This is a genomic window from Hymenobacter nitidus (genome assembly GCF_020447315.1).
GTDB lineage: Bacteria > Bacteroidota > Bacteroidia > Cytophagales > Hymenobacteraceae > Hymenobacter > Hymenobacter nitidus.
The window spans coordinates 180,124-200,098 of the sequence record NZ_JAJADQ010000009.1 but is presented as its reverse complement, the minus strand read 5'-3'; the positions used below and the strand labels follow the sequence as shown (position 1 = coordinate 200,098).

General features: G+C 61.4%; 21 protein-coding genes. 12 read left to right on the top strand and 9 right to left on the bottom strand.

Annotation, left to right across the window (positions count from 1 at the left end):
• Positions 1 to 74: 74 nt before the first annotated feature.
• The 7 genes from LGH70_RS17450 (at position 75) to LGH70_RS17420 (ending at position 6,471) form a co-directional block, all read left to right on the top strand.
• The gene (locus tag LGH70_RS17450) at positions 75 to 1,229 is read left to right on the top strand and encodes a BamA/TamA family outer membrane protein (protein ID WP_226188214.1); all 1,155 of its coding nucleotides are present in this window, start codon (positions 75 to 77) and stop codon (positions 1,227 to 1,229) included.
• A 78-nt stretch (positions 1,230 to 1,307) separates the two neighbouring features.
• Positions 1,308 to 1,697 (top strand): DoxX family protein, encoded by a 390-nt coding sequence (locus LGH70_RS17445; protein WP_226188213.1) that lies wholly within the window; start codon positions 1,308 to 1,310, stop codon positions 1,695 to 1,697.
• Between the two features lie 155 nt (positions 1,698 to 1,852).
• Entirely contained in the window at positions 1,853 to 2,950 is a 1,098-nt protein-coding gene (locus LGH70_RS17440) for a sensor histidine kinase (RefSeq protein WP_226188212.1), read from the top strand.
• Positions 2,950 to 3,690: a LytR/AlgR family response regulator transcription factor gene (locus tag LGH70_RS17435; protein ID WP_226188265.1), complete on the top strand. Its 741-nt coding sequence runs from the start codon at positions 2,950 to 2,952 to the stop codon at positions 3,688 to 3,690. The genes LGH70_RS17440 and LGH70_RS17435 overlap by 1 nt, the downstream gene beginning before the upstream one ends.
• A 361-nt stretch (positions 3,691 to 4,051) precedes the next feature.
• Positions 4,052 to 4,492, top strand: coding sequence for a hypothetical protein (locus LGH70_RS17430; RefSeq protein WP_226188209.1), 441 nt, complete (start codon positions 4,052 to 4,054; stop codon positions 4,490 to 4,492).
• Positions 4,493 to 4,549: 57 nt separating this feature from the next.
• On the top strand, positions 4,550 to 5,026 hold the full coding sequence (locus LGH70_RS17425) for a DUF4890 domain-containing protein (RefSeq protein ID WP_226188206.1): 477 nt from the start codon (positions 4,550 to 4,552) through the stop codon (positions 5,024 to 5,026).
• A gap of 188 nt (positions 5,027 to 5,214) precedes the next feature.
• Positions 5,215 to 6,471, top strand: a complete 1,257-nt coding sequence (locus LGH70_RS17420) for a glycosyltransferase family 2 protein (protein WP_226188203.1) — start codon at positions 5,215 to 5,217, stop codon at positions 6,469 to 6,471.
• Here the strand turns inward: LGH70_RS17420 and LGH70_RS17415 are convergent.
• From LGH70_RS17415 to LGH70_RS17405, 3 genes are read right to left on the bottom strand one after another with little or no spacing between them, the layout of a single operon-like run.
• Positions 6,441 to 7,040 carry a class I SAM-dependent DNA methyltransferase gene (locus tag LGH70_RS17415; RefSeq protein WP_226188201.1) on the bottom strand — a complete coding sequence of 200 codons (600 nt, stop codon included), beginning with the start codon at positions 7,038 to 7,040 and terminating at the stop codon, positions 6,441 to 6,443. The genes LGH70_RS17420 and LGH70_RS17415 overlap by 31 nt on opposite strands.
• A gap of 36 nt (positions 7,041 to 7,076) precedes the next feature.
• A complete protein-coding gene (locus tag LGH70_RS17410) occupies positions 7,077 to 7,820 on the bottom strand; it encodes a PIG-L deacetylase family protein (RefSeq protein WP_226188199.1) in 744 nt (247 codons plus the stop codon).
• Positions 7,813 to 8,979 (bottom strand): acyl-CoA dehydrogenase family protein, encoded by a 1,167-nt coding sequence (locus LGH70_RS17405; protein ID WP_226188197.1) that lies wholly within the window; start codon positions 8,977 to 8,979, stop codon positions 7,813 to 7,815. The genes LGH70_RS17410 and LGH70_RS17405 overlap by 8 nt, the downstream gene beginning before the upstream one ends.
• Before the next feature lie 206 nt (positions 8,980 to 9,185).
• Here LGH70_RS17405 and purH point away from each other — a divergent pair, with 206 nt between their 5' ends.
• From purH to LGH70_RS17385, 4 genes are all read left to right on the top strand, one after another.
• Complete coding sequence (gene purH, locus LGH70_RS17400; RefSeq protein ID WP_226188195.1) at positions 9,186 to 10,718, top strand: bifunctional phosphoribosylaminoimidazolecarboxamide formyltransferase/IMP cyclohydrolase; 1,533 nt, start codon at positions 9,186 to 9,188, stop codon at positions 10,716 to 10,718.
• A 452-nt stretch (positions 10,719 to 11,170) separates the two neighbouring features.
• Positions 11,171 to 12,196: a rod shape-determining protein gene (locus tag LGH70_RS17395; protein ID WP_100339144.1), complete on the top strand. Its 1,026-nt coding sequence runs from the start codon at positions 11,171 to 11,173 to the stop codon at positions 12,194 to 12,196.
• A 96-nt stretch (positions 12,197 to 12,292) separates the two neighbouring features.
• Complete coding sequence (mreC, locus tag LGH70_RS17390) at positions 12,293 to 13,219, top strand: rod shape-determining protein MreC (protein ID WP_226188193.1); 927 nt, start codon at positions 12,293 to 12,295, stop codon at positions 13,217 to 13,219.
• Complete coding sequence (locus LGH70_RS17385) at positions 13,216 to 13,749, top strand: hypothetical protein (protein ID WP_226188190.1); 534 nt, start codon at positions 13,216 to 13,218, stop codon at positions 13,747 to 13,749. The genes mreC and LGH70_RS17385 overlap by 4 nt, the downstream gene beginning before the upstream one ends.
• Positions 13,750 to 13,903: 154 nt before the next feature.
• Here the strand turns inward: LGH70_RS17385 and LGH70_RS17380 are convergent, their stop codons facing one another.
• From LGH70_RS17380 to LGH70_RS17355, 6 genes are all read right to left on the bottom strand, one after another.
• Positions 13,904 to 14,404 (bottom strand): globin domain-containing protein, encoded by a 501-nt coding sequence (locus tag LGH70_RS17380; RefSeq protein ID WP_226188189.1) that lies wholly within the window; start codon positions 14,402 to 14,404, stop codon positions 13,904 to 13,906.
• A gap of 60 nt (positions 14,405 to 14,464) precedes the next feature.
• On the bottom strand, positions 14,465 to 14,836 hold the full coding sequence (locus tag LGH70_RS17375; RefSeq protein WP_226188188.1) for a hypothetical protein: 372 nt from the start codon (positions 14,834 to 14,836) through the stop codon (positions 14,465 to 14,467).
• A 66-nt stretch (positions 14,837 to 14,902) separates the two neighbouring features.
• A complete protein-coding gene (locus LGH70_RS17370) occupies positions 14,903 to 15,811 on the bottom strand; it encodes a DUF5777 family beta-barrel protein (RefSeq protein ID WP_226188187.1) in 909 nt (302 codons plus the stop codon).
• A 23-nt stretch (positions 15,812 to 15,834) separates the two neighbouring features.
• Positions 15,835 to 16,356 carry a YceI family protein gene (locus LGH70_RS17365; RefSeq protein WP_226188185.1) on the bottom strand — a complete coding sequence of 174 codons (522 nt, stop codon included), beginning with the start codon at positions 16,354 to 16,356 and terminating at the stop codon, positions 15,835 to 15,837.
• Between the two features lie 153 nt (positions 16,357 to 16,509).
• Positions 16,510 to 16,839, bottom strand: a complete 330-nt coding sequence (locus tag LGH70_RS17360; RefSeq protein ID WP_226188183.1) for a c-type cytochrome — start codon at positions 16,837 to 16,839, stop codon at positions 16,510 to 16,512.
• A 408-nt stretch (positions 16,840 to 17,247) separates the two neighbouring features.
• On the bottom strand, positions 17,248 to 17,697 hold the full coding sequence (locus tag LGH70_RS17355) for a carboxypeptidase-like regulatory domain-containing protein (RefSeq protein WP_226188181.1): 450 nt from the start codon (positions 17,695 to 17,697) through the stop codon (positions 17,248 to 17,250).
• 443 nt (positions 17,698 to 18,140) lie between these two features.
• On the opposite strand from LGH70_RS17355, the gene mrdA reads away from it, so the two are divergent.
• Positions 18,141 to 19,973: a penicillin-binding protein 2 gene (mrdA, locus tag LGH70_RS17350; RefSeq protein ID WP_226188178.1), complete on the top strand. Its 1,833-nt coding sequence runs from the start codon at positions 18,141 to 18,143 to the stop codon at positions 19,971 to 19,973.
• The last annotated feature ends 2 nt before the right edge of the window (positions 19,974 to 19,975 follow it).

Below are 19,975 nucleotides of genomic sequence, written 5' to 3'. Positions count from 1 at the left end.
AGTTTTTGGGACGTAGGAAGTATGGGGTATTTTGTTGCTTATTTGGCGACAAGCCCACCGCCCTGATTTTCCTTATGCGCCTACTTTACCTTCTGTTGCTGGGCTGCATCCTGGCGCCGCGCGCTTACGCGCAAACCACCGCCTCATCTGCTCCCGATTCTACCGCCGCCAAGCCCCTAAAAAAGGATAAGCCCAGCTTTCTGCCCTTCCCGATTGTGTTTTCGCAGCCCGAAACCGGGGTGGGCTACGGCCTGACGATGCTGCCGGTGTGGCGCTTCGGCTCCGATACGTCGGTGCGCAAGTCGAATGCACGGCTGCTGGCCTGGCGCACCCAGAACAACCAGAGCCTGGTGCAGCTGAACCACAACATCTTCACGGCCGGGGAGCAGTTCCTGGTGTCGGGCGAGCTGAGCTACTACTACAAGTTTCCCATCAACTACTACGGCTTCGGGCCCAATACCAGCCGCGACGATAAGTCGGTTATCGAGTATAAAGTTCTGATTTACAATCAGCGGGTGCTGCGGCAGGTGCGGCGTAACCTCTTCGCGGGCCTGCAGTACCGGCTGGTCAATCTGCGCGACGTGCGGGTAAACCAAGACATTGCCGACGGCACGCCCCAGGAGCGGCCCAGCCTGCTGTTGCAGCGCCCCGAGCGGGAGTATCGGCAGAACACCCTCACCTCGGGCCTGGGTCCTTCGCTGCTCTACGACGGCCGCGACAATATCCTAAGCACGTTTCGGGGCAACTACCTGGAGCTCTCGTCGCTGTTCCACGTCTCGGCCCTGGGCAGCGACTACCGCTTCAGCCGCTTTCTGCTCGACGCCCGCCACTTTCAGCCCCTGAGCACGACCGGCAAAACCATTCTGGCTGCCCAGCTGCTGGGCCAGTTTCACAGCGGCCGGGTGCCCTTCCGGGAGCTGGCCAACCTGGGCGGGGAAAAAATTCTGCGCGGCTACTACGACGGGCGCTACCGCGACCGGCAGCTGCTGGCCCTGCAGACCGAGCTGCGCCGCCCGCTATTCTGGCGCTTCAACGGCGTGGTGTTCGGCAGCCTGGGGCAGGTGGGCAACACACTGGGCGACCTGGCCCGCAACGAGCTGAAGGCCACCGGCGGGGCCGGCATCCGCTTTAAGTACAACCGCCGCGACCGGCTCAACATCCGCTTCGACTACGGCTTCGGCCGCGACGGTTCGTCGGGCTTCTATTTCAGCATCGGGGAGGCGTTTTAAGCAGTTGGTTGGCAGCTCCGATATCAGCCTGAAGGCGTAACGGCCCCGTAGAAAGACTTCACCACACTTTCTCGTGCCATGAATGCCTCCTACGCCTCCTATGCTTTTGCCCTGCTACGCATTGTGGCCGGCGTGCTGTTTGCCATGCACGGCAGCCAAAAGCTGCTGGGCTTTCCCGGCGACGGTTCTACCGTACCTGTTGCGTCCCTGATGGGTGTGGCGGGTATTATCGAACTGGTCGGCGGCCTGCTCATTGCCGTGGGCCTTTTTACCCGCGTGGCGGCCTTTCTGGCCAGCGGCCAGATGGCGGTGGCCTTCTTCATGGCGCACTTCCCGAAAGGCCCGCTGCCGATAGAAAACCAGGGCGAGCCGGCGGTGCTGTTCTGCTTTATCTTCCTGTTTATTGCCGCCCACGGGCCGGGTATCTGGAGCCTGGACGGGCTGCGTACCAGCCGCTCCGTCCGCTAGAAAGGCCGCCCTACGACGACGCCTAATGCTGGCAACCGGCGCGGCGGGCTGCCGGTCGATGAAAGCGGCAGGCCGGTCGAGACAATGCCACCGCCGGTTCATTGCGGGAAAAAAAGGCCCGGCATTGTGCTAGGTTTAGCTTTCTTATTCTGCCAATGGCTGCTTTTCCGATTCGGCGCTACCTGACGCCGCTGATTCATGTGCTGATGTGGGGGCTCTTTGGCCTGAGCCTGCTGTTGCTCAACCCCGTGCTGGGCCGGTTTTCCCTGCCGCCCCAGTTCTGGGTGAAACAGGCCGTGGTATTCGGGCTCTGGATTGCCGCCTTTTACCTGACGGCCCATATCAGCGTGCCGCGCCTGCTGCTGCGCGGGCACGTGGGCTGGTTTGTGCTGGCTATTCTGGGCACCGCCGCGGCCGTACTGCTGCTGGCCGAGTTGGTCGAGTCGTGGCTGAACCTGCAGCAGCTGATGGAGCAGAACTTCCGGCCGCGGGGCAGCGGCGGTGGACTCCGTAACGAGCTGGGAGGCTTCCGGCCCCGCCCGCGCCGCTTCGATATGATGAGCCTGCTCACCACCTTGCTCGTGCTGGGCATCAGCACCAGCATTGCGGCCGTGCAGAAGTGGCAAGCCGATGCCCAGCGCCGCCAGGAGCTGGAGCAGCAGAAAGTCAATTCCGAGCTGTCGTTTCTCAAGGCCCAGATCAATCCGCACTTCTTCTTCAACACGCTCAACAACATCTACGCCCTGACGGTGCTTGACACCGGCGCCGCCCAGCAGGCCATCCATACCCTCTCGCGCATGATGCGCTACGTGCTTTACGAAACCACGGTCGAAACCACGCAGCTAAGCAAGGAGTTGGCCTTCGTGCAGGACTACGTGACGCTGATGAAGCTGCGCCTCACCGAGCGGGTGCGCGTGGAGCTGGAGTGGCCCGCGCCCGTGCGCGAGGTGCCCGTGGCGCCCATGCTGCTCTTGCCCTACGTCGAAAATGCCTTCAAGCACGGCGTGAGTGCCACCCAGCCCAGCCGTATTCTGGTGGCCGTACGCCAGCCTTCGGCCCAGGTGCTGGAGCTGGAAGTGCGCAACACGCTCTTCCCTGCCTCAGCCGCCAGCCTCGACGAAGGCAGCGGCATTGGGCTGGTCAACACCCGCCGCCGCCTCGATTTGCTTTACCCCGGCCGCTACACGCTCACCGTAGACGAGGCCACACCCGAAGGAGAGTTTCGGGTGCACCTAACCCTGCAGATACTATGATTACGCTCAAATGCATTGCCGTCGACGACGAGCCCCTGGCCCTGGGCATGGTGGCGGCGTTTATCGAAAAAACGCCCTTTCTGGAATTGGTGGGCAAGTATTCGAGCGGGGTGGAAGCCCTGCGCAGCCTGCATGAACACCCCGATCTGGACTTGCTCTTCCTTGATATTCAGATGCCCGAACTCACGGGGCTGGAGCTGGCCCGGGTGCTCGACCGGGGCCAGCCCGGCGCGGGGCCGCGCATTATTTTCACTACGGCCTTCAACCAGTATGCCCTCGAAGGCTACCGCGTCGATGCCCTCGACTACCTGGTGAAGCCCTTCAGCTACGAGGAGTTCCTCAGGGCTGCTACCAAAGCCAAAGCCTACGCCGAACTAAACAACGCCCCGACTTCTGCCGCGCCGGCCGCCGCCCCGGAAGAGGAGTTTCTGTTTCTCAAGGTGGAATACGAGCTGGTGCGGGTGGCCCTGGATGATATTCTCTACGTGGAAGGCCTCAAAGACTACGTGAAGGTGCATTTGCGCAGCGCCACCCGGCCGCTTCTGTCGTTGATGAGCCTGAAGGCCATGGAAGAAAAGCTGCCGGCCCGGCGGTTTCTGCGCATTCACCGCTCCTTTATCGTGGCCCTGGATAAGATAGAAGCCGTGCGCCGCAACACCGTGCAGGTTGGCACCGCCACGCTGGCCGTGAGCGACCAGTACAAGGAGGCGTTCATGCAGTTTATGAGCCGCTGGACCTAAGTATTGGTGCCAACGAATAGCAGTGCGTCATGCCGGGCAGCCGCCGGGCATGACGCTTTTTTTTAGGTCTGATGCCGGCCGGTCTGCGGCGAATAGGGCGGAAATTCATCCGGGTTGCGCGCTAACGGGTGTTGGTGACCACAACCACCGCGGTAGTTCAGTCGGGAGAACGGGGGAGGCCGCCGATGGAACCCAGGTTTCTGTCGATGAAAGCGGGACCGGGCCAAGCCAGAGCCGGACGTGGCACTGGGCTTGCAAGTAGGGAATCAAGCGCTTGAAACACGATTTTCACTGGTTTGCCCACCGCCACCTGCGACGCGGCAGCTGCTTTCCTCCTTTCCTTCTTTTTACATCCTCCTCTATGAAAACCTCCCTGCTTTCCCTGGCCGCTGCTTTCACTCTCCTGGCTTCTACCGCCTCAGTTGCCGCTCCTCTTCCCGGCGCCGATTGGAAAGAAAATGCCCGCCGCGAGGCTGAGCGCCGCCGCGACGACCGCAACGACAAAGACTTCAACTACGGCTACGACCGCAACCACCGCGTGACCCCGGCCGAGAAAGCCCGCTGGGAAGCTGCCCACCGTAACGACCGCAACAACGGCCGCTCCGAAAGCTACACCTCCGCCGAGCGGGCCCGGCAGGAGCGCCTCGAAACCCTGCGCCGTCAGGAAGAAGCCCGGCAGCGCAACAACCGCAACGACCGGGATTCTAACTACGGCTACGACCGCAGCCACCGCGTAACGGCCGCCGAAAAGGCCCGGTGGGAAGCCGCTCACAAAAATGACCGCTACGACGGTCGTCGCTAAACCTTAGCTCCAACTTTTAGTCCAACCCCAGTACTTGTTTTAATTCCTCCCTCTTCTATGAAATCTCCCCTGTTTTCCCTGCTGGCCGCTTTCGCCCTCACCATTGGCACTGCCGCCGCCCAAACGCAACCCGCTGCGGCCCCATCCGGCCCGGGCCGTGAGTACCGCCAGGTCTCGCCCGAGGAGCGTGCCACCCGCCGCACTGAAAAAATGACCAAAGAGCTGGGCCTGAGCGCCGATCAGAGCAGCCGTATCAAGCAGATTCTGCTCACCCGCGACCAGGAAATGCAGGCCCTGCGGGGCCAGGGCAAGCCTACCGCCGCTACTCGGGGGCAGATGGGCAGCCAGATGAAAGCCAACCGCGAAAAGTACGATGCCCAGTTCAAGCAGATCCTCACGGCTGAGCAGTACACCAAATACACCGAGCTGGCCCAAAGCCGCAAGCAGCACGGTGGCAAAGGCCACGGTCTGAAAGATGGTGGTAAGATGAAGGCCAAAAACGGCAAGGTGAAAGTGAAAACCACCGAGAGCTAAGCTCGCCACGCCCTGGCTTTAAATGCAAGCCCTGACCGAGTTGGTCAGGGCTTTTTTGTGCGGGATAAGCTGAAGTATTGCCGGCGTAGTTTAGTGGCTGCACAGTAAATGGTTGTGGCTGATATACTTGTGGATAGGTGCTACTGGGATTAATCCACCGGTTGAGCTTATTCCGTACGTCTTTTGTAATGATACATGCCACGCCTGCCCGCTTCCAATCGGTTCATGATGCTACGGACGCTGCGCCCGTACCCAGCCTGCACATTGCCGCCTCCCCGGCTTCCGGGCTAGGAGCGGTGGTTATCATTCCGGTGAAAGATGAGGCCGAAAATCTGCCGCTCACGTTGGCTGCGCTGGCTGCGCAGGTAGATCTGGCCGGGCAGCCGCTGCCGGCCGGCTCGTTTGAGGTTATCGTGCTGGCCAACAATTGTCTGGATCAGAGTGCGGCCGTGGCCCGGCGCTTTGCCCAGGCACATCCGGCCCTGACGATACACGTAGCAGAAATCCTGCTGCCCGCGCCCCTGGCCCACATCGGGTGGGCCCGCCGCCTGCTGATGGATGAAGCCTGCCGCCGCCTGGAGCTGGCCGGCGCTACCACGGGCTACATTGCCAGCACCGACGGCGACACCCAGGTGGCACCCACCTGGCTGGCCGCCACCCGGGCCGAGCTGACAACCTACCAGACTGCCGCCGTGTGTGGTCGAATCCTGACGCCTGAGGCCTGCCAACCCAGCCGCGTGCGGCGCTGCCAGCTGCGCGACGCGGCTTACCGCCTCCTGTCGGCCCGCCTCGAAGCCGCTCTGGACCCCAACGCGGCCGACCCCTGGCCCCGGCACCATCAGCACTTCGGGGCCAGCTTTGCTATTACTGTAGCTGCTTACCGGCTGGTAGGGGGCTTGCCCGTGGTGCCGTATCTGGAAGATGAAGCCCTGTTCCAGGCCCTGCTGCGCCACGATTTATCGGTGCGGCACAGCCCCGCCGTCCGCGTTTCTACCTCCGACCGGCAGGAGGGACGGGTGGCGGTCGGCCTTTCGTGGCAGCTGCGCGAATGGGCCACGCTCGGCACCCGGCAGCACGAGCCGCTGGTAGCCGGGGTGCCCAGCCTAGTGGCGGCCCACACGCTGCGCCGACAGCTGCGGCAGCTCTGGCAGTCGGCTCACGTCGCAGATGTTGTGGCCGAGAGTCTGGCGACTCGCCAGGCGCTGGTCGAGAGCCTGGCGTTTTCCCTGAGTATTTCCACGGTTACTCTGGCGCTGCACCTGCGGCACGCGGCTTCGTTTGGGGCGCTGTGGGAGTGGGTCGAGCAAGGACCGATGCGCAAGGCGGCCTGGTCGCGGCGCTGGCAGCCGGTGCCGCTCACGCAGGCCCTGCACGAGCTGCGGCAGCTGCTGAGCAAGCCCGTAGCCGAACTGAACTACACTTTCTCCAGCACGTCGAGCCGGTAAGTTGCGCGCCGAAAGCCGTGCAGGTGCCGCAGCGGACCTTGCGGACTAGTCTGCCGCAGAAAAAACTCGTGCACCTCGTCGCCGGTCAGCGGATAATCGTGTACGGCGGGCGTCCAGTGCACCAGCAGCAGCTGTCCGCCCGGCTCCAGGGCCGCCAGCAGCTGGTTGGCTACCCGTGCCAGGTCCGGGGCGGCCCAGTAGTAACCCACTTCCGATAACACCACGAGGTCGAAGCTGGTCCCGGCCGGAAACTGCTCGGGCAGCTGCAGCTGCCGGAATTCTACCTGTGGCAGCTGGGCACAGCGGCGGCGCGCTTTCTCCAAAGGCGCCAGGGCTATATCAATGGCCAGCAAATGCCCGCAGAACGGGGCCAGCTGCTCGGTAAGTACGCCCAACGAACAGCCTACCTCAAAGCCGCGGGCATAGCGTGGCCGGGGCAGCGCGGCTACTGAGGCGGCATACTTTTCGTGCTCGTAAGAGCTGGTTTCAAACTGCCAGGGGTCTTCGTTGGCCTGGTATACCTGGTCGAAATAGCCGGCGGGCAGCGTGTGGGGCTGGTTAGGATTCATTGGTCGGGAGCAGGAAAAAAGGAGCCGTAAGCGTGTTTAGCGGGAATCCAGGTAAACTTCGAAAGGCTGGGCAAAATGGGCCAGCATCTGCTCCGAAAGCTGAAAGCCGCCTGGGTCGTCATCAATCAGGTTGGTCAGCTGGGAGTGGTGCGCCGCAATGGCCCGCTGCTTTTGCGCCAGCACCGGCCTGATATCCAGGCGCCAGCCCACCACTTCGTCCGGGCGGGGCAGGTCGGCGGGGGCGGCCCGCTCCCAGGCCCACACCAGGTATTCCAGCAGCCGTGGCGGCTGGGGCAGTTCCTGCAGGGCTGCTTGCACCAGCTGGCTGGTGGCCCGGTGGTCGGGGTGGGGGTCGCGCCGCCACGGGCACAGGATGGTTTGGGCTCCCGCCTGCCGGAGGAAACGGCGAATTTCGCCGACGGCGGCAGCCCCCGTTGCCTGCTCGGGGCCGGGTACGCTGCCGTCGGGCAGCGCTAGGGTGTGCAGCAGGTGGGAGTCAAGACCCAGTTTCCGCAACGCGTCCCGCAGTTCCTGCTCGCGCAGCGCCTGTCGGGCCGCAGGAGGGAATTTTACGGAGTGGGGGTGCGACATACGCCCGTCGCTGATGAGCAGGCACCACACGGGCAGTCCCGCCTGTGCCAGTAGCGCCAGCAGCCCGCCGCAGCCCAGACTTTCGTCGTCGGGGTGGGGGATGATGACCACAGTCGGGCCGAGCGAGGCGGCAAAATCGGCGTCTTTCAGCGGGAGTGTGGTAAAGTCCAGGGGGGTGAAATCAGGCATTCCAGAGCGAGTGAGCGGGTTCGGAATGCTGAAGCACGAAGCGACCCGCGTCGGCCACTGCCGCGTCCGGGGCGGGCTGGCGCAGGTAGTGAGTCAGGTCACGGTGCAGCCGCTCGAAGGGCTCGGGCCGCAGCAGGCCGCGGGCCCCCACGCAGCGCTCAGCCAGCGGCAGCACCTTCAGGCAGATATCCTCAATGGCCGTACGCATCAGGTTGGCGTAGGCCACGGTAGCTTCGGCATCGGTAGCGGGGCGGGCGGCGTGCTCGGCGGCCCCGCGCAGCCAGAGGTTGCCGCTTTCGATGAGCACGGCCAATTCTCCGAGGCGCATGCGCTGGTACGGGTCGTCGGTGCGCCCCAGCGCCCGCAGAAAGCGGCGGGTTTCGTCGAATACGGCTTCGGCGGCCCCCAACTGCACGGCCGCAAACCGGATGGCGCCGCCGCTGAAGCCGGGTTGGTGGTAGTAGTCGCCGGGTTGGCCCAGCAAGTCTTCCGGCCCGATTTCGGCATTGGTCAGGTCTACCCGGAAGCTGGCCGTGGCCCGCATGCCCAGGGGCCGCCAGAAGCTGGTATCCAGGCCGGTGGGCTGCTCGTCGGTGGGCAGGATAAACATCTGCCAGCCGCCGTCGGGCAGCTTACCCGTGATAAGCGGCCGCGTGAGGTGGCCGGCCCCCGAACCGAACGTTTTGCTGCCTAGCAGGCGGTAGCGGCCATTTTCCAACGGTTCCAGCTGCACGCCATCCTGGGCCTCGGTGTTCCAGACGCCAAACAGGTGCCCCTCCCGCGCATCGGCGGCCCAGCGCCCGATCTGGTCGGGCTGGCCGTAGAGCTGCAGAAGCATCAGCGCGTTGGCGTGCCCCTCGTACACCCGCCCCACGGCCAGATTTCCGCGCCCAATGTGCTTGAGGGTGCGCAGCAAATCGAGTGTGTGGGCCGGCTGCATCAGATCAGCACCGCCCAGGCTGCGGGCCAACGGGGCGGCCAGCAGGCCCGCGGCGCGGAGCCACTGAAACTCCTCGGTAGGAAAGTTGCCTTCCTGATCGGTGGCAGCGGCCTGCGCCGCGAGGCGGCCGGATAAGCGGGCCGCGGCGGCCTCGGGGGCTTCGGTAAGAATCTGAGCAATGCCGGCCGGAGCCGCAACAGTAGCGTTAGGAGAGGACATCAGGCACCGGGATATAGTAGGAAATCGGCTGAGCTTTCACTTCTGCCACCTATTCAAGGCGGGCGGTGGCAGCTCAACATTAGTACGTACGGCTGAGCTGCCCCGGATGTGTCGGCATAACAATTCGGTAACACGGCTGGTTGGCTCGGCGTGGGCGGGCAGGTTACCTTCGCGCCGTCAATCGTTCAGACCAAACCCTTCTTACTATGTCGCAGCCCATTCGCTCCGCCCTTGTTTCCGTCTATTACAAAGACCGTCTGGAGCCGCTGGTGGCGCTTTTGAAAGAGCACGGGGTGAAGCTGTACTCCACGGGCGGCACCCTGAAATTCATCCAGGAGCTGGGCGCGGAAGTAACGGCCGTAGAAAGCCTGACCGGCTTCCCGGAGGTATTCGGCGGCCGGGTCAAAACGCTGCACCCCAAGGTATTCGGTGGGATTCTGCACCGCCGACACGAAGCCAGTGACCTGGAGCAGGCCGAGCAGCACGACATTCCGCCCATCGACCTGGTGATTGTAGACTTGTATCCCTTCGAGGAAACCGTCGCCTCAGGCGCTCCGGAAGCCGACGTCATCGAAAAAATCGACATCGGCGGCATTTCCCTGTTGCGGGCTGCGGCCAAAAACTACCGCGACGTGCTCGTGGTGAGCAGCCGCAGCCAGTACGAGGCCGTTACGGAGCTGCTGCGTGCGAAGAACGGCGCCACTGATTTGGAGGACCGCCGCCACTACGCCGCCGCGGCTTTCGAGGCTACTTCCCACTACGATACCCACATTTTCAACTACCTCAGCCAGGGCACCGCTGTCGATGGCACGGCGCTGAAAGTAAGCCAGAAGCCCGCCACGGCGCTGCGCTACGGCGAAAACCCCCACCAGGCCGGCACCTTCTACGGCGACCTGTCGGCCCTCTTCGACCAGCTCCACGGCAAGCAGCTCAGCTACAACAACCTCGTGGATGTGGACGCGGCCGTGCTGCTGATGCAGGAATTCCAGGAGGGCCAGCCCGCCTGCGCTATTCTCAAGCACACCAACGCCTGCGGTATAGCCCAGGCCGCCACGCTGCACGAAGCCTATACCAACGCCCTGGCCTGTGACCCGGTGTCGGCGTTCGGCGGCGTTATCATCGTCAACCAGCCCGTGGACGAAGCTACGGCCCAGGAGCTCAACAAGCTGTTTTTCGAAGTGCTGATTGCCCCTGAGTTTTCGGCCGAGGCCCTGCCCATTCTGCAGAGCAAGAAAAACCGCATCCTGCTGCGCCAGAAGCCGGTGGAATTCCCCAAAAAGCAGGTGAAAACCTTGCTCAACGGCGTAATCGAGCAGGACTTTGACCGTCAGACCGAAACGGCCGCCGATTTCAAAGTCGTGACCCAGTCGGCCCCGACGGCCGAAGAAACGGAAGCGTTAGTGTTTGCCGCCAAAGTCTGCAAGCATACCAAGAGCAATACCATCGTGCTGGCCCGGGCCGGGCAGCTGTTGGCCTCCGGCGTGGGCCAGACCTCGCGGGTAGATGCGCTCAAGCAGGCCATTGAGAAAGCCAAGGCTTTCGGCTTCGACCTGCAGGGTGCCGTTATGGCCTCCGACGCCTTCTTCCCCTTCCCCGACTGCGTCGAAATTGCCGGGGCCGCCGGTATCCGCGCCGTGGTGCAGCCCGGCGGCTCCATAAAGGATGCCGACAGCATTGCCGCCTGCGACCAGCTCGGCATGGCCATGGTCATGACCGGCGTGCGCCACTTCAAGCACTAGGGTTTTTTAATGTGCTGATGTGGGGAATGTGGTTGAATGTGCTAATGCCAAATCCGTGTCATTGCGAGGCACGAAGCAATCCGTCCTCTGAAATGTGCTGAGTATTCAAAAGTAGAAAGCCCTTTCTCGTTGCTAACGGGAAAGGGCTTTCTGGTAAAAAGTGTCGTACTGCGCAGAGGATGGATTGTCGCGCTCTGCTCGCAATGACACGGTTTGCTGGCCGTGCCCAAACAAAAAATAAGCTCGGCCGCAATGTTTTTGTTATAGGTGCGTTTGGTGCCTTTCAAGGCCCGGATTACTGGCCGCCGGAACCGGCAAACGCCTCCGGCTCTGCGCACCAGCTTCGGGCTATGCCATGATTATACCGGTGGCGCTTCGGCGAAACTTGTGTACTTTTGCGCCCACTTTGCACGGAGCTAACCTGTGCATTCTCCTTTAATTGCCGCTACTCAATGGGTTTCTTCAACTTCCTTACCAGCGACATCGCCATTGACCTGGGGACGGCCAATACGCTCATTATCCACAACGATATCATCGTGGTGGACGAGCCGAGCATCATCGCCAAAGACCGTACGACCAATAAAGTAATTGCCGTGGGCCGGCAAGCGCAGCAGATGCACGAAAAGACCCACGACAACATCAAAACCATCCGGCCCCTGAAGGACGGCGTAATTGCCGACTTCCACGCCGCCGAGGAAATGATTAAGGGCATGATCAAGATGATCGACACGCGTCGGCGTCTGTTTCAGCCTTCCCACCGCATGGTTATCTGTATTCCATCGGGCATCACGGAAGTAGAGAAGCGCGCCGTGCGTGACTCCGCCGAGCACGCCGGAGCCAAGGAAGTGTGGATGATTCAGGAGCCCATGGCAGCCGCCATCGGCATCGGCATCGACGTGGAGCAGCCTATCGGTTCAATGATCATCGACATCGGGGGGGGCACTACCGAAATTGCGGTTATTGCCCTGTCGGGTATCGTCTGCGACCAGTCCATCAAGACGGCCGGCGACGTGTTCAACCAGGATATTCTCGACTACATGCGCCGGCAGCACAACCTGCTGATTGGCGAACGGAGCGCTGAGCGCATCAAAATCGAGGTGGGCGCGGCCCTGACCGAGCTCGATGTGACGCCGCCCGACTTCGAGGTGCGCGGCCGGGATTTGATGACCGGTATTCCGAAGGTTATCAAGGTGACTTCTTCCGAAATTGCCATTGCCCTGGATAAGTCGGTGGCCAAAATCGAGGAAGCCGTACTCAAAGCCCTGGAGATTTCGCCGCCCGAATTGTCGGCTGATATCTACGAGAACGGCATTCACCTGACCGGCGGCGGTGCCCTGCTGCGCGGCCTCGACAAGCGCCTGGCTGTGAAAACCAAGCTGCCGATTCATATTGCCGAAGACCCGCTGCGCGCCGTGGTGCGCGGCACCGGTAAGGCCATCAAGGATATTCAGGCCTTTAAAGGCGTGCTGCTGACCTAATTATAAGGCGGAATATAGAAGGAGGAATGAAGGCGGAACCAGCTCCGGCATCTTCATTCCTCCTTCTGCATTCTCTGTTTCCCGACTGACTACCGCATGAACAATCTGCTCAACTTCCTTTTCCGCTACCGGGGCATCCTGGTGTTCGGACTATTGGAGGTGTTGAGCTTATATCTGTACGTGCGCAACAGCTCTTACCAGAAGGCGGCCTTTTTTAACTCAGCCAATGCCTACACCGGCGAAGTGCTGGCCGCCCGCACCCGGGTATACGACTACTTCCGGCTGTTTGAAGTAAACCGCAGCCTCGTGGCCGAAAATGCCCGCCTGCGCCAGCAGCTCTACCGCCCCGACCTGATGGGGCGCGCGGCCGATACCCTGCCCGTGGCCAAGGACAGCCTGACCCAGGCGCGCCTGCAGAAGCTGGGCCGGCCCGACTCCCTGCTGCTGGGTTTGCGCCAGTTACCGGCCCTCGACCCGGATTATCCACTGATTCCGGCCCGAGTTATCAACAATTCGCTCCGAAAAGTGGATAACTATCTTACGCTGAACGTCGGCAGCATCGACGGGGTGAAGCCCGGCATGGGCGTGCTGGCCGCCGACGGCGTGGTGGGCCGCGTGAAAGTGACCAGTGAGCATTACGCCACCGTGACCTCCGTGCTGCACTCCAAAACCTCGATTTCGGCCAAGCTGCAGCGCGACGGCACGTTCGGCACCATCAAGTGGCTCGGCGACGACCCTACCCAGGTGCTGCTCGACTACATTCCGCGCCAGAACAAGCTCGTGCGCGGCGACACGGTCGTGACTTCGGGCTACAATGCCATTTTCCCCGAGGGCGTTATGATTGGCAAAGTTGAGTCGTTTGTGAAAGAGCCCGACAAGAACTTCTGGACCGTGCGGGTACGCCTGGCCGTCGACTTCACCAAGCTTACTTACGTCTACGTAGTCAGCAGCCGGCCCAAGGCCGAGCGCGACACGGTAGAGGTGCGGTCGGGCATTAAACCGGAAGAGGAGGACAAGCCGTGAGGGGAGTAGGAGACATCATTATTCAGCTGCTGCGCTTCGTGCTCTATGTGGGCCTGTACGTGTTCCTGATCAGCGGCACCGACTTCGTGCTGTTCGACCTGGGCTGGTGCATTCTCTACATCGGCTTTCTGCTGTTTCTGCCCATCAGCACGCCCATCGTGGTGCAGCTGCTGCTGGGCTTCGGCGTCGGCTTCATCGTCGACCTGTTTTTCGACACCGGCGGCCTGCATGCCGCGGCGGCCCTGGTCCTGACGTACTGCCGCCCCTGGGTGCTGCGCCTGCTCACCCCGCGCGACGGGTACGACTCGGCCGATTCGGCCAGTATCCACCAGATGGGCTGGCAATGGTTTGTGGTCTACCTGAGCTTGCTGGTGCTGATTCACCACACGGCTTTCTTCCTGCTGGAGCTGGGGAGCTTCCACTTTTTTGGCCTCACGCTGGCCAAAATCATCATCAGCACGCTCTACACCAGCCTCACGCTGCTAATCAGCCAGTTGGTATTCTTCCCCACACGCCGCCGCAGCCGGTAGCGTGCCCGCCGGTTAGCGCTATCTATAACCCTGGTTCTTGCCCCTCCAAATCGGGCAAGCAAAACGCCGGCCTCAGTTTCCTTCGTTCTAGCTGTTAGAACGGAGGAAACTGAGGCCGGCGGCAAGCGGACTTGGTAGCCGGGCGTAAAACCGATTAGCGGTTTACGACGTCGCCGTGCATTTTGTCGATAATGGCATACAGTGCCACCTTATCGGCATCCGCTACTTGGTTGGAAACCAGCGAGGCCTCCAGCTGCTCACGCCACACGGCAAATTCGTTGTGGGTGATCTTCATGCCGGTATGCGCCGTAATCATGTTCATACCCTTGTATTTCAATGGGCCGCCGGTAGCCTCGCCCAGCTGGTCGATGAAGTTGTTGCGCAGGCGCGTCAGACGGGTCGGGTCGGTGGGGGCGCCGCCGTTCACGCCATTCACGGCGTCGAGCATGGGCTTGTGCGAGCGGAGCATCAGCGTGCCGGGCTTCTGGGTTTCGGCCCCGACGTTGGCAATGAGCCCATCCACGATTTTGGCAATGCCTTCAGTTTTGCCCAGCCGGTCGTACAGGGTAGGGGCGGGTTCTTCGGCGTTGCTGCCGCAGGAGCTAACCAACAAGCTGCCAGCCAGCAGCGCGGCGATAAGTAAAGGGTGTTTCATAAGAAGCGTAAAAAAGGAATAGGTGAAAAGGCAAGAGGCGGAAGATGGCGAACAACCGGGCTAGACGACCACGAAAAGCCGCCGCAGGTTCAGGGCAAAGCGCAGGCGCTCCAGCGCCATGACGTAGCCGGGCGGCACCGGGCACTGGCGCACGGTCGGGTCGGGGGCCTGGGCCGGCAGGGCGGTCAGGGCCAGCTTGCGGCAGATCTGCTCGGCGGTAAGCTGCTCGGGGTTAAAGGCCAGCATTAGCAGCTGCTTGTCGGCCCGCAGGGCGCAGGCCGTGACGCCGGGCAAGGCCTGCGCCTGCATCTGCAGCTGCCGGGCCGCCGGGCCGGGTTGCAGGTTCGGGGCGTTCAGGGTAATGAATTCTACCGGCGGGGCGTACTCGTGCAGGTTGGGTTCCTCCCAGCTGCTCCAGACAAGTACGGACACGACCAAGATGGCTAGGGCTAGCGGCCACCCACGGAAACGAAACAAACTACACACGGGGCAAACGGATTAAATCTGCGACTTGATGGTGAAGTTGCGGGCCACTGTGAAGCCGAAATACAAGTCGCCTTCGAAAAACTTACCAGTGGTTTCGGGCACAAAGAACTTCTCGGTCATGCCCAAGGAGTTGGTCACGTGCAGCTGAAAGATGTGGCCGCCGGTTTCGATGTCCACCCCCAGGCCCAGGGCGTTGCGGAAATTGTCGGCCGTGTTGCCCGGCAGCAGGTAGTAGTAATCAGCCGTGAGCACCGTGCGCTTAGTGATTTTCTGGCGCAGCGCCCCGCCCAGGGCGTACACGTCGTTCTGCTCGGTGGGCGTGGCCACGAAGTTGCGGTGAATCAGGGTGGGCATCAGCTGAATCGACAGGTCGGGGCTGAACTTGCGGGCAATCAGGGCCTGGTAGGCGTAGGTCACGCGAGAGGCCGTGGTGCGCTCGGAAGGCGTGTTGAACTTCAGCGTGGTAATGGCCGAGGAGGCAAACAGCGTCACCGACACCGGCATGGGCCGGGCCCCAGTGGTCTGACGAATGGCCCGGTATTTCAAAAAGCCGTCGAACGTCTTCTCCTGAGAGCTGCGGCCGATGCCGGCAGTCAGGCGGCTGGTCAGGCCATATTCGAAGCTCAGGCGCAGCACGGCCTGGTCGAGGCCAAAGAAGTTGTAGGCTCCGCTGTTGAGCGTACCAAAGCGGTGCTGAATCAGAAAGGCCATCGTGCCCTTGCCCGGCGTTTCCACCGACTGCGAGTTGATGATGTGAGTGCCCTTGAAGGTGGCGGCCACTACTTCCCGCTTGCCGGGGTCGGTAGTCTCCTTTTCAAGCTGCCCGAGCAGGTCGTCCTGGGCCTGGGCAGCAGGGGCGAAGGCCAGCAGGGCAATAGCGAGGCTGAATAGAAAGGAAAAAGTGTGTCGAGGTGATTTCATATGGGTAAACGCAGCGTAAAAACTTAGTTAGGAGAGGCGGAGCGGGTAACCGGCGCGGCAGCGCCCCCCACCGGGTCACAGGTCAGACCCACTCGGATGCTCACGATTTTGGCGATATTTTCCCGCACCAACAGCGGGATTTCGATGTTGTAGTCGGCCGGGGCCACGCTGAACAGGGCAAAGGCCGAGAGCTGGTTGTTCTTCAGCTCTAGCGTGGCCGGCACCACCATGTGGTGGGTCACGCCGTGCAGCGTCAGGTCGCCTTCCACCTTCACCGCGTGCGAGCCGGGCTCATTCAGGGCCGCCACGTTCAGGTCGATAAAGCGCCCGGAGAAAGTCGCTTTCGGGAATTTGTTTGATTCCATGTAGTTCTCGTTGAAGTGCTCCTGCATCAGGGTGCGCTTAAACATGAACTCCTTAATCGGCACGCTGAACGCCAGCTGGCCGCCGGCCAGATCGAGCACGGCCGCCGCCGCCGTGTTGCGGGCCTCGATGTCCTCAAGGATACTGGTGGAAAAAAAGGTAACGCGACCCGCTTTGGTCATGAATTTTCCCTGTGCCCAACCGGTCTGGGAAGCCGTCAGAAGCATGGGAATAAGCAAAAAGGACAACAGCCTCTTCATGAAGGGGTGCGTAAGGTGGTGGGAGGACGGAGCCCGGCCAGGCATGGGCCGGGGAAGTAGAGAAGCTGGCCGCGCCTAGTCGTTGGGCTGGCCGGCTTCAATCCAGGTCTTGATTTTCTGGATGTCGCACTCCGCAATCTTGGCCCCGCCCTTGGGCATGGGGTTGTAGCCGGCCTCGTGCTGAATGCAGCCCAGAATCAGGCGCGACGACTGCCGCTTGATGCCTTCGTAGGTGCTATAGTCGTTGCCGCCACCCAGGGTCTGATACACACCCGCTCCGTGGCAGGCCCGGCAGTTGGCGTCGAAAATGGGTGAAATGACTTTGGCGTACGTAACCGGTGTGGGGTCATTGCACGGGCTGGGCTCGGCACCCTGCGAGTACGTGCAGGCGGAGGCAAAAGCCAACAAGGAAACTATGACTCCGGCGAAAGCCCGAGTCGGGAGTAAGCGTAGAAAATTGTGCATTAGGCAGAGAAGAGTGCTAAAAAGAACAACGTCGTTTGGTTATTATAACCGGACGAATAATCTCTTTGAGCTCAAAAAGTTAGAGTGAAATAGCGGCTAACTATATTACTATTCGTTAAAAGACCGGAAACGCTCGGTCAAGGTCGGTCCACCCTCTTTAGGAAAAACCCAGGACTATGGCATATCATGTTTTTAAGGAAAACCCGGACAAAATTGTACTCATGCCAGAGTCAATTCAGCGGCAGCAGAATAATTATACTTGGTATACGGCAAGCTCAACAATAGAGCAGAGAGCAACACTGCCTTGCCGCAGGCAGCCCCTTGAAGGAGGCTCAGGGCGTGTATCGGCTATTGCATGAATGCGTCGCCCCGGCGCGTGACCTGACCAGCACGCTTGCCGGTGCGCTTGATCTTGGAACTGGGGTCGCGCTCCAGCACTACTACCGGCAGCTTGCAGTCGTTCAGCGGAATCAGGCGGGTAGTGTAGCCGGCCGCTTCCACGGCCATTACCTGCTTGTAGTACACGGGGGCCGTCAGCTGAAAGCGCCCATCGTTGTCGGTAATATACACGTGCTGGGTGCCTTTGATGAGCAGCGTGGCGCCGGTCAGCGGCTGACCTTCCCCATCGACTACCTGCCCCAGTAGCGGCGCGCAGGCTAGGCGCACGGGGCTTACCGGCGTATCCGACCGGCTGGATTCATCCTCGACCATGGCCAGGCGCTGCGAATCCGAGGATTGCGCAAAGGCTTGGGAGCTGATAAGAAAAGTGAGGGTGAGCAGCGAGAAGAAGTGTTTCATAGCAACTAAACAGAACGGTGGGAAAAAGTAGGTCGGAAAGGGCTTCCGTGGCTGATTACCACGGAGAATAGTACTGGAAAAAAGACAGCCCGGAAGCAGAAGCCAAGGATTAGTAGAGTATCGGACAGTGTTGCACAGTGGTATCCGGCAGAGTGCTACTAACTGAACAATGCGTTCCAAGGTTTGACTATAGCTATATGCAGTAGCACGATTTCTCGCCCAATGGATTCATTCGCTATGTGAATGGCCCGAAACGCTGGCTGAAAAACTGAAAAAAATGTAGCCAGCTGATACCCGGCAGCGAGCAGGACCGGAGCCGGCTGATTTCGGGCAACTGAACCATACCCTTGGTTTTTGCATTTCACAGAATCCCCATTTCACCGTCGTATCTTTGTGAATCCGGCCGGTGGGCTGGCAGGTGTGTACCCTCAGTTTCTTTTGCTTTGCAATACCTCGAAGGCCGCAAATACGTCGTTCAGGCCTTATTCCTGGTCGTGGCGCTGGTATTTGGGGCCCGACTCTTCTACATCCAGGTCCTCGACGGCAGCTACAAGCTGGCCGCCGACCGCAACACGCTGCAGCGCATTGTGCAGGTGCCCTACCGCGGCCTGATTTACGACCGCAACGGGCAGCTGCTGGTGCAGAACACGCCCGTGTACGATTTGATGGTGGTGCCGCGCGAGGTTAAGCAGCTCGATACCGTCCGCTTTTGCCAGTTGCTGCAGCTGCCGCTGGAAGAAGTACGTGAGGGGCTGCAAACCGCCCGCGCCTACTCGCGCGTGAAGGCCTCGCCGCTGGTGCAGAACCTGAGTACGCCCGAGCTGGCTACTATTCAGGACAACCTGATTGACTTTCCCGGCTTCAGTATTAAGGCCCGGATGGCGCGCTCCTACAAAACCGAAAATATGGCCCACGCCCTGGGCTACGTGGGCGCCATCACGCCGGCTTTTCTGGAGAAGCCCAAGTACGCCAAGTACCTGCCCGGCGACAACCTGGGCATCACCGGGCTGGAGTCGTTCTACGAGTCGGTGCTGATGGGCCGGCGCGGCGTGCAGTACCGCATGGTCAACGTGCGCGGCATCGAAAAAGGCTCCTTTCGTAACGGTGAGTTTGATACGCTCTCGGTGGCGGGCCAGGACCTGCACACCAGCATCGACATTGAGCTGCAGAAGTACGGCGAGCTGCTGATGCAGGGCAAGCGGGGCTCCATTGTGGCCCTCGACCCTAAGACCGGCGAAATCCTGGCTTTGGTGTCGGCGCCCATGTACGAGCCCTCCATTCTGACCGGCAAGGGCATGGGCAACCGCTACATGGAGCTGCTCAACAACCCCGAGCGGCCCCTGTTCAACCGGCCGCTGATGGCGACGTACCCGCCGGGCTCGGTGTTTAAGATGGTGAACGAGCTGGTGGCCCTGCAGATGGGCGTTGTCACGCCCGACACGCCTTTCGACTGCAACTGGAAGCTGGTGCGCTGTACCCACCGCCACGAAGCGCCCCGCAACGTAACCCTGGCCATCAAGAACAGCTGCAACCCGTATTTCTACCAGGTAATGCGGGCCAGCGTGCTGCGCGGCCGCTCCACCAACCGCTTCGAAGATGCCCGCCTGGGCCTGGGCGAGTGGCGGCGGCAGGTTATGTCGTTTGGCCTGGGCAGCAAGCTGGGCGTAGACATGGCCAGCGAGAAGAAAGGCATGATTCCCTCGCCCGAGTTCTACGACAAAGCCTACGGCTACCACCGCTGGGGCTATAAAACGGTGTACTCGCTTAGCATCGGGCAGGGTGAAATCGGTATTACCGGGCTCCAGATGGCCAATATCATGGCCACCATTGCCAACCGTGGCTACTACTACACCCCGCATTTCGTGCGCGGCATCGGGCAGGGCGGCCCGCGGGCCGAGTACCTGCAGCGCCACGTAACCACCGTGGACCCGAAGTACTTCGAAACCGTGATACCGGGCATGCAGGCCGTAGTGGACGGGCGCGGCGGCACCGGCAACTTCGCCAGCCTGGCCCAGTTCGGTATTTCGGTGGCGGGCAAAACCGGCACCGTGCAAAACCCCCACGGCGACGACCACGCCACATTTGCCGCCTTCGCCCCGGCCGAAGACCCCAAGATTGCCATTGCCGTCTTTATCGAAAACGCGGGCTTTGGCGGTACCTCGGCGGCTCCGCTGGCCTCACTCATGATTGAAAAGTACCTCCGGGGCAAAGTGGTGCGCAAAAACTGGGAGTACTGGCTGCAGGGCAGCGCCGATAAATTCGTAAAACGCCGCTAACT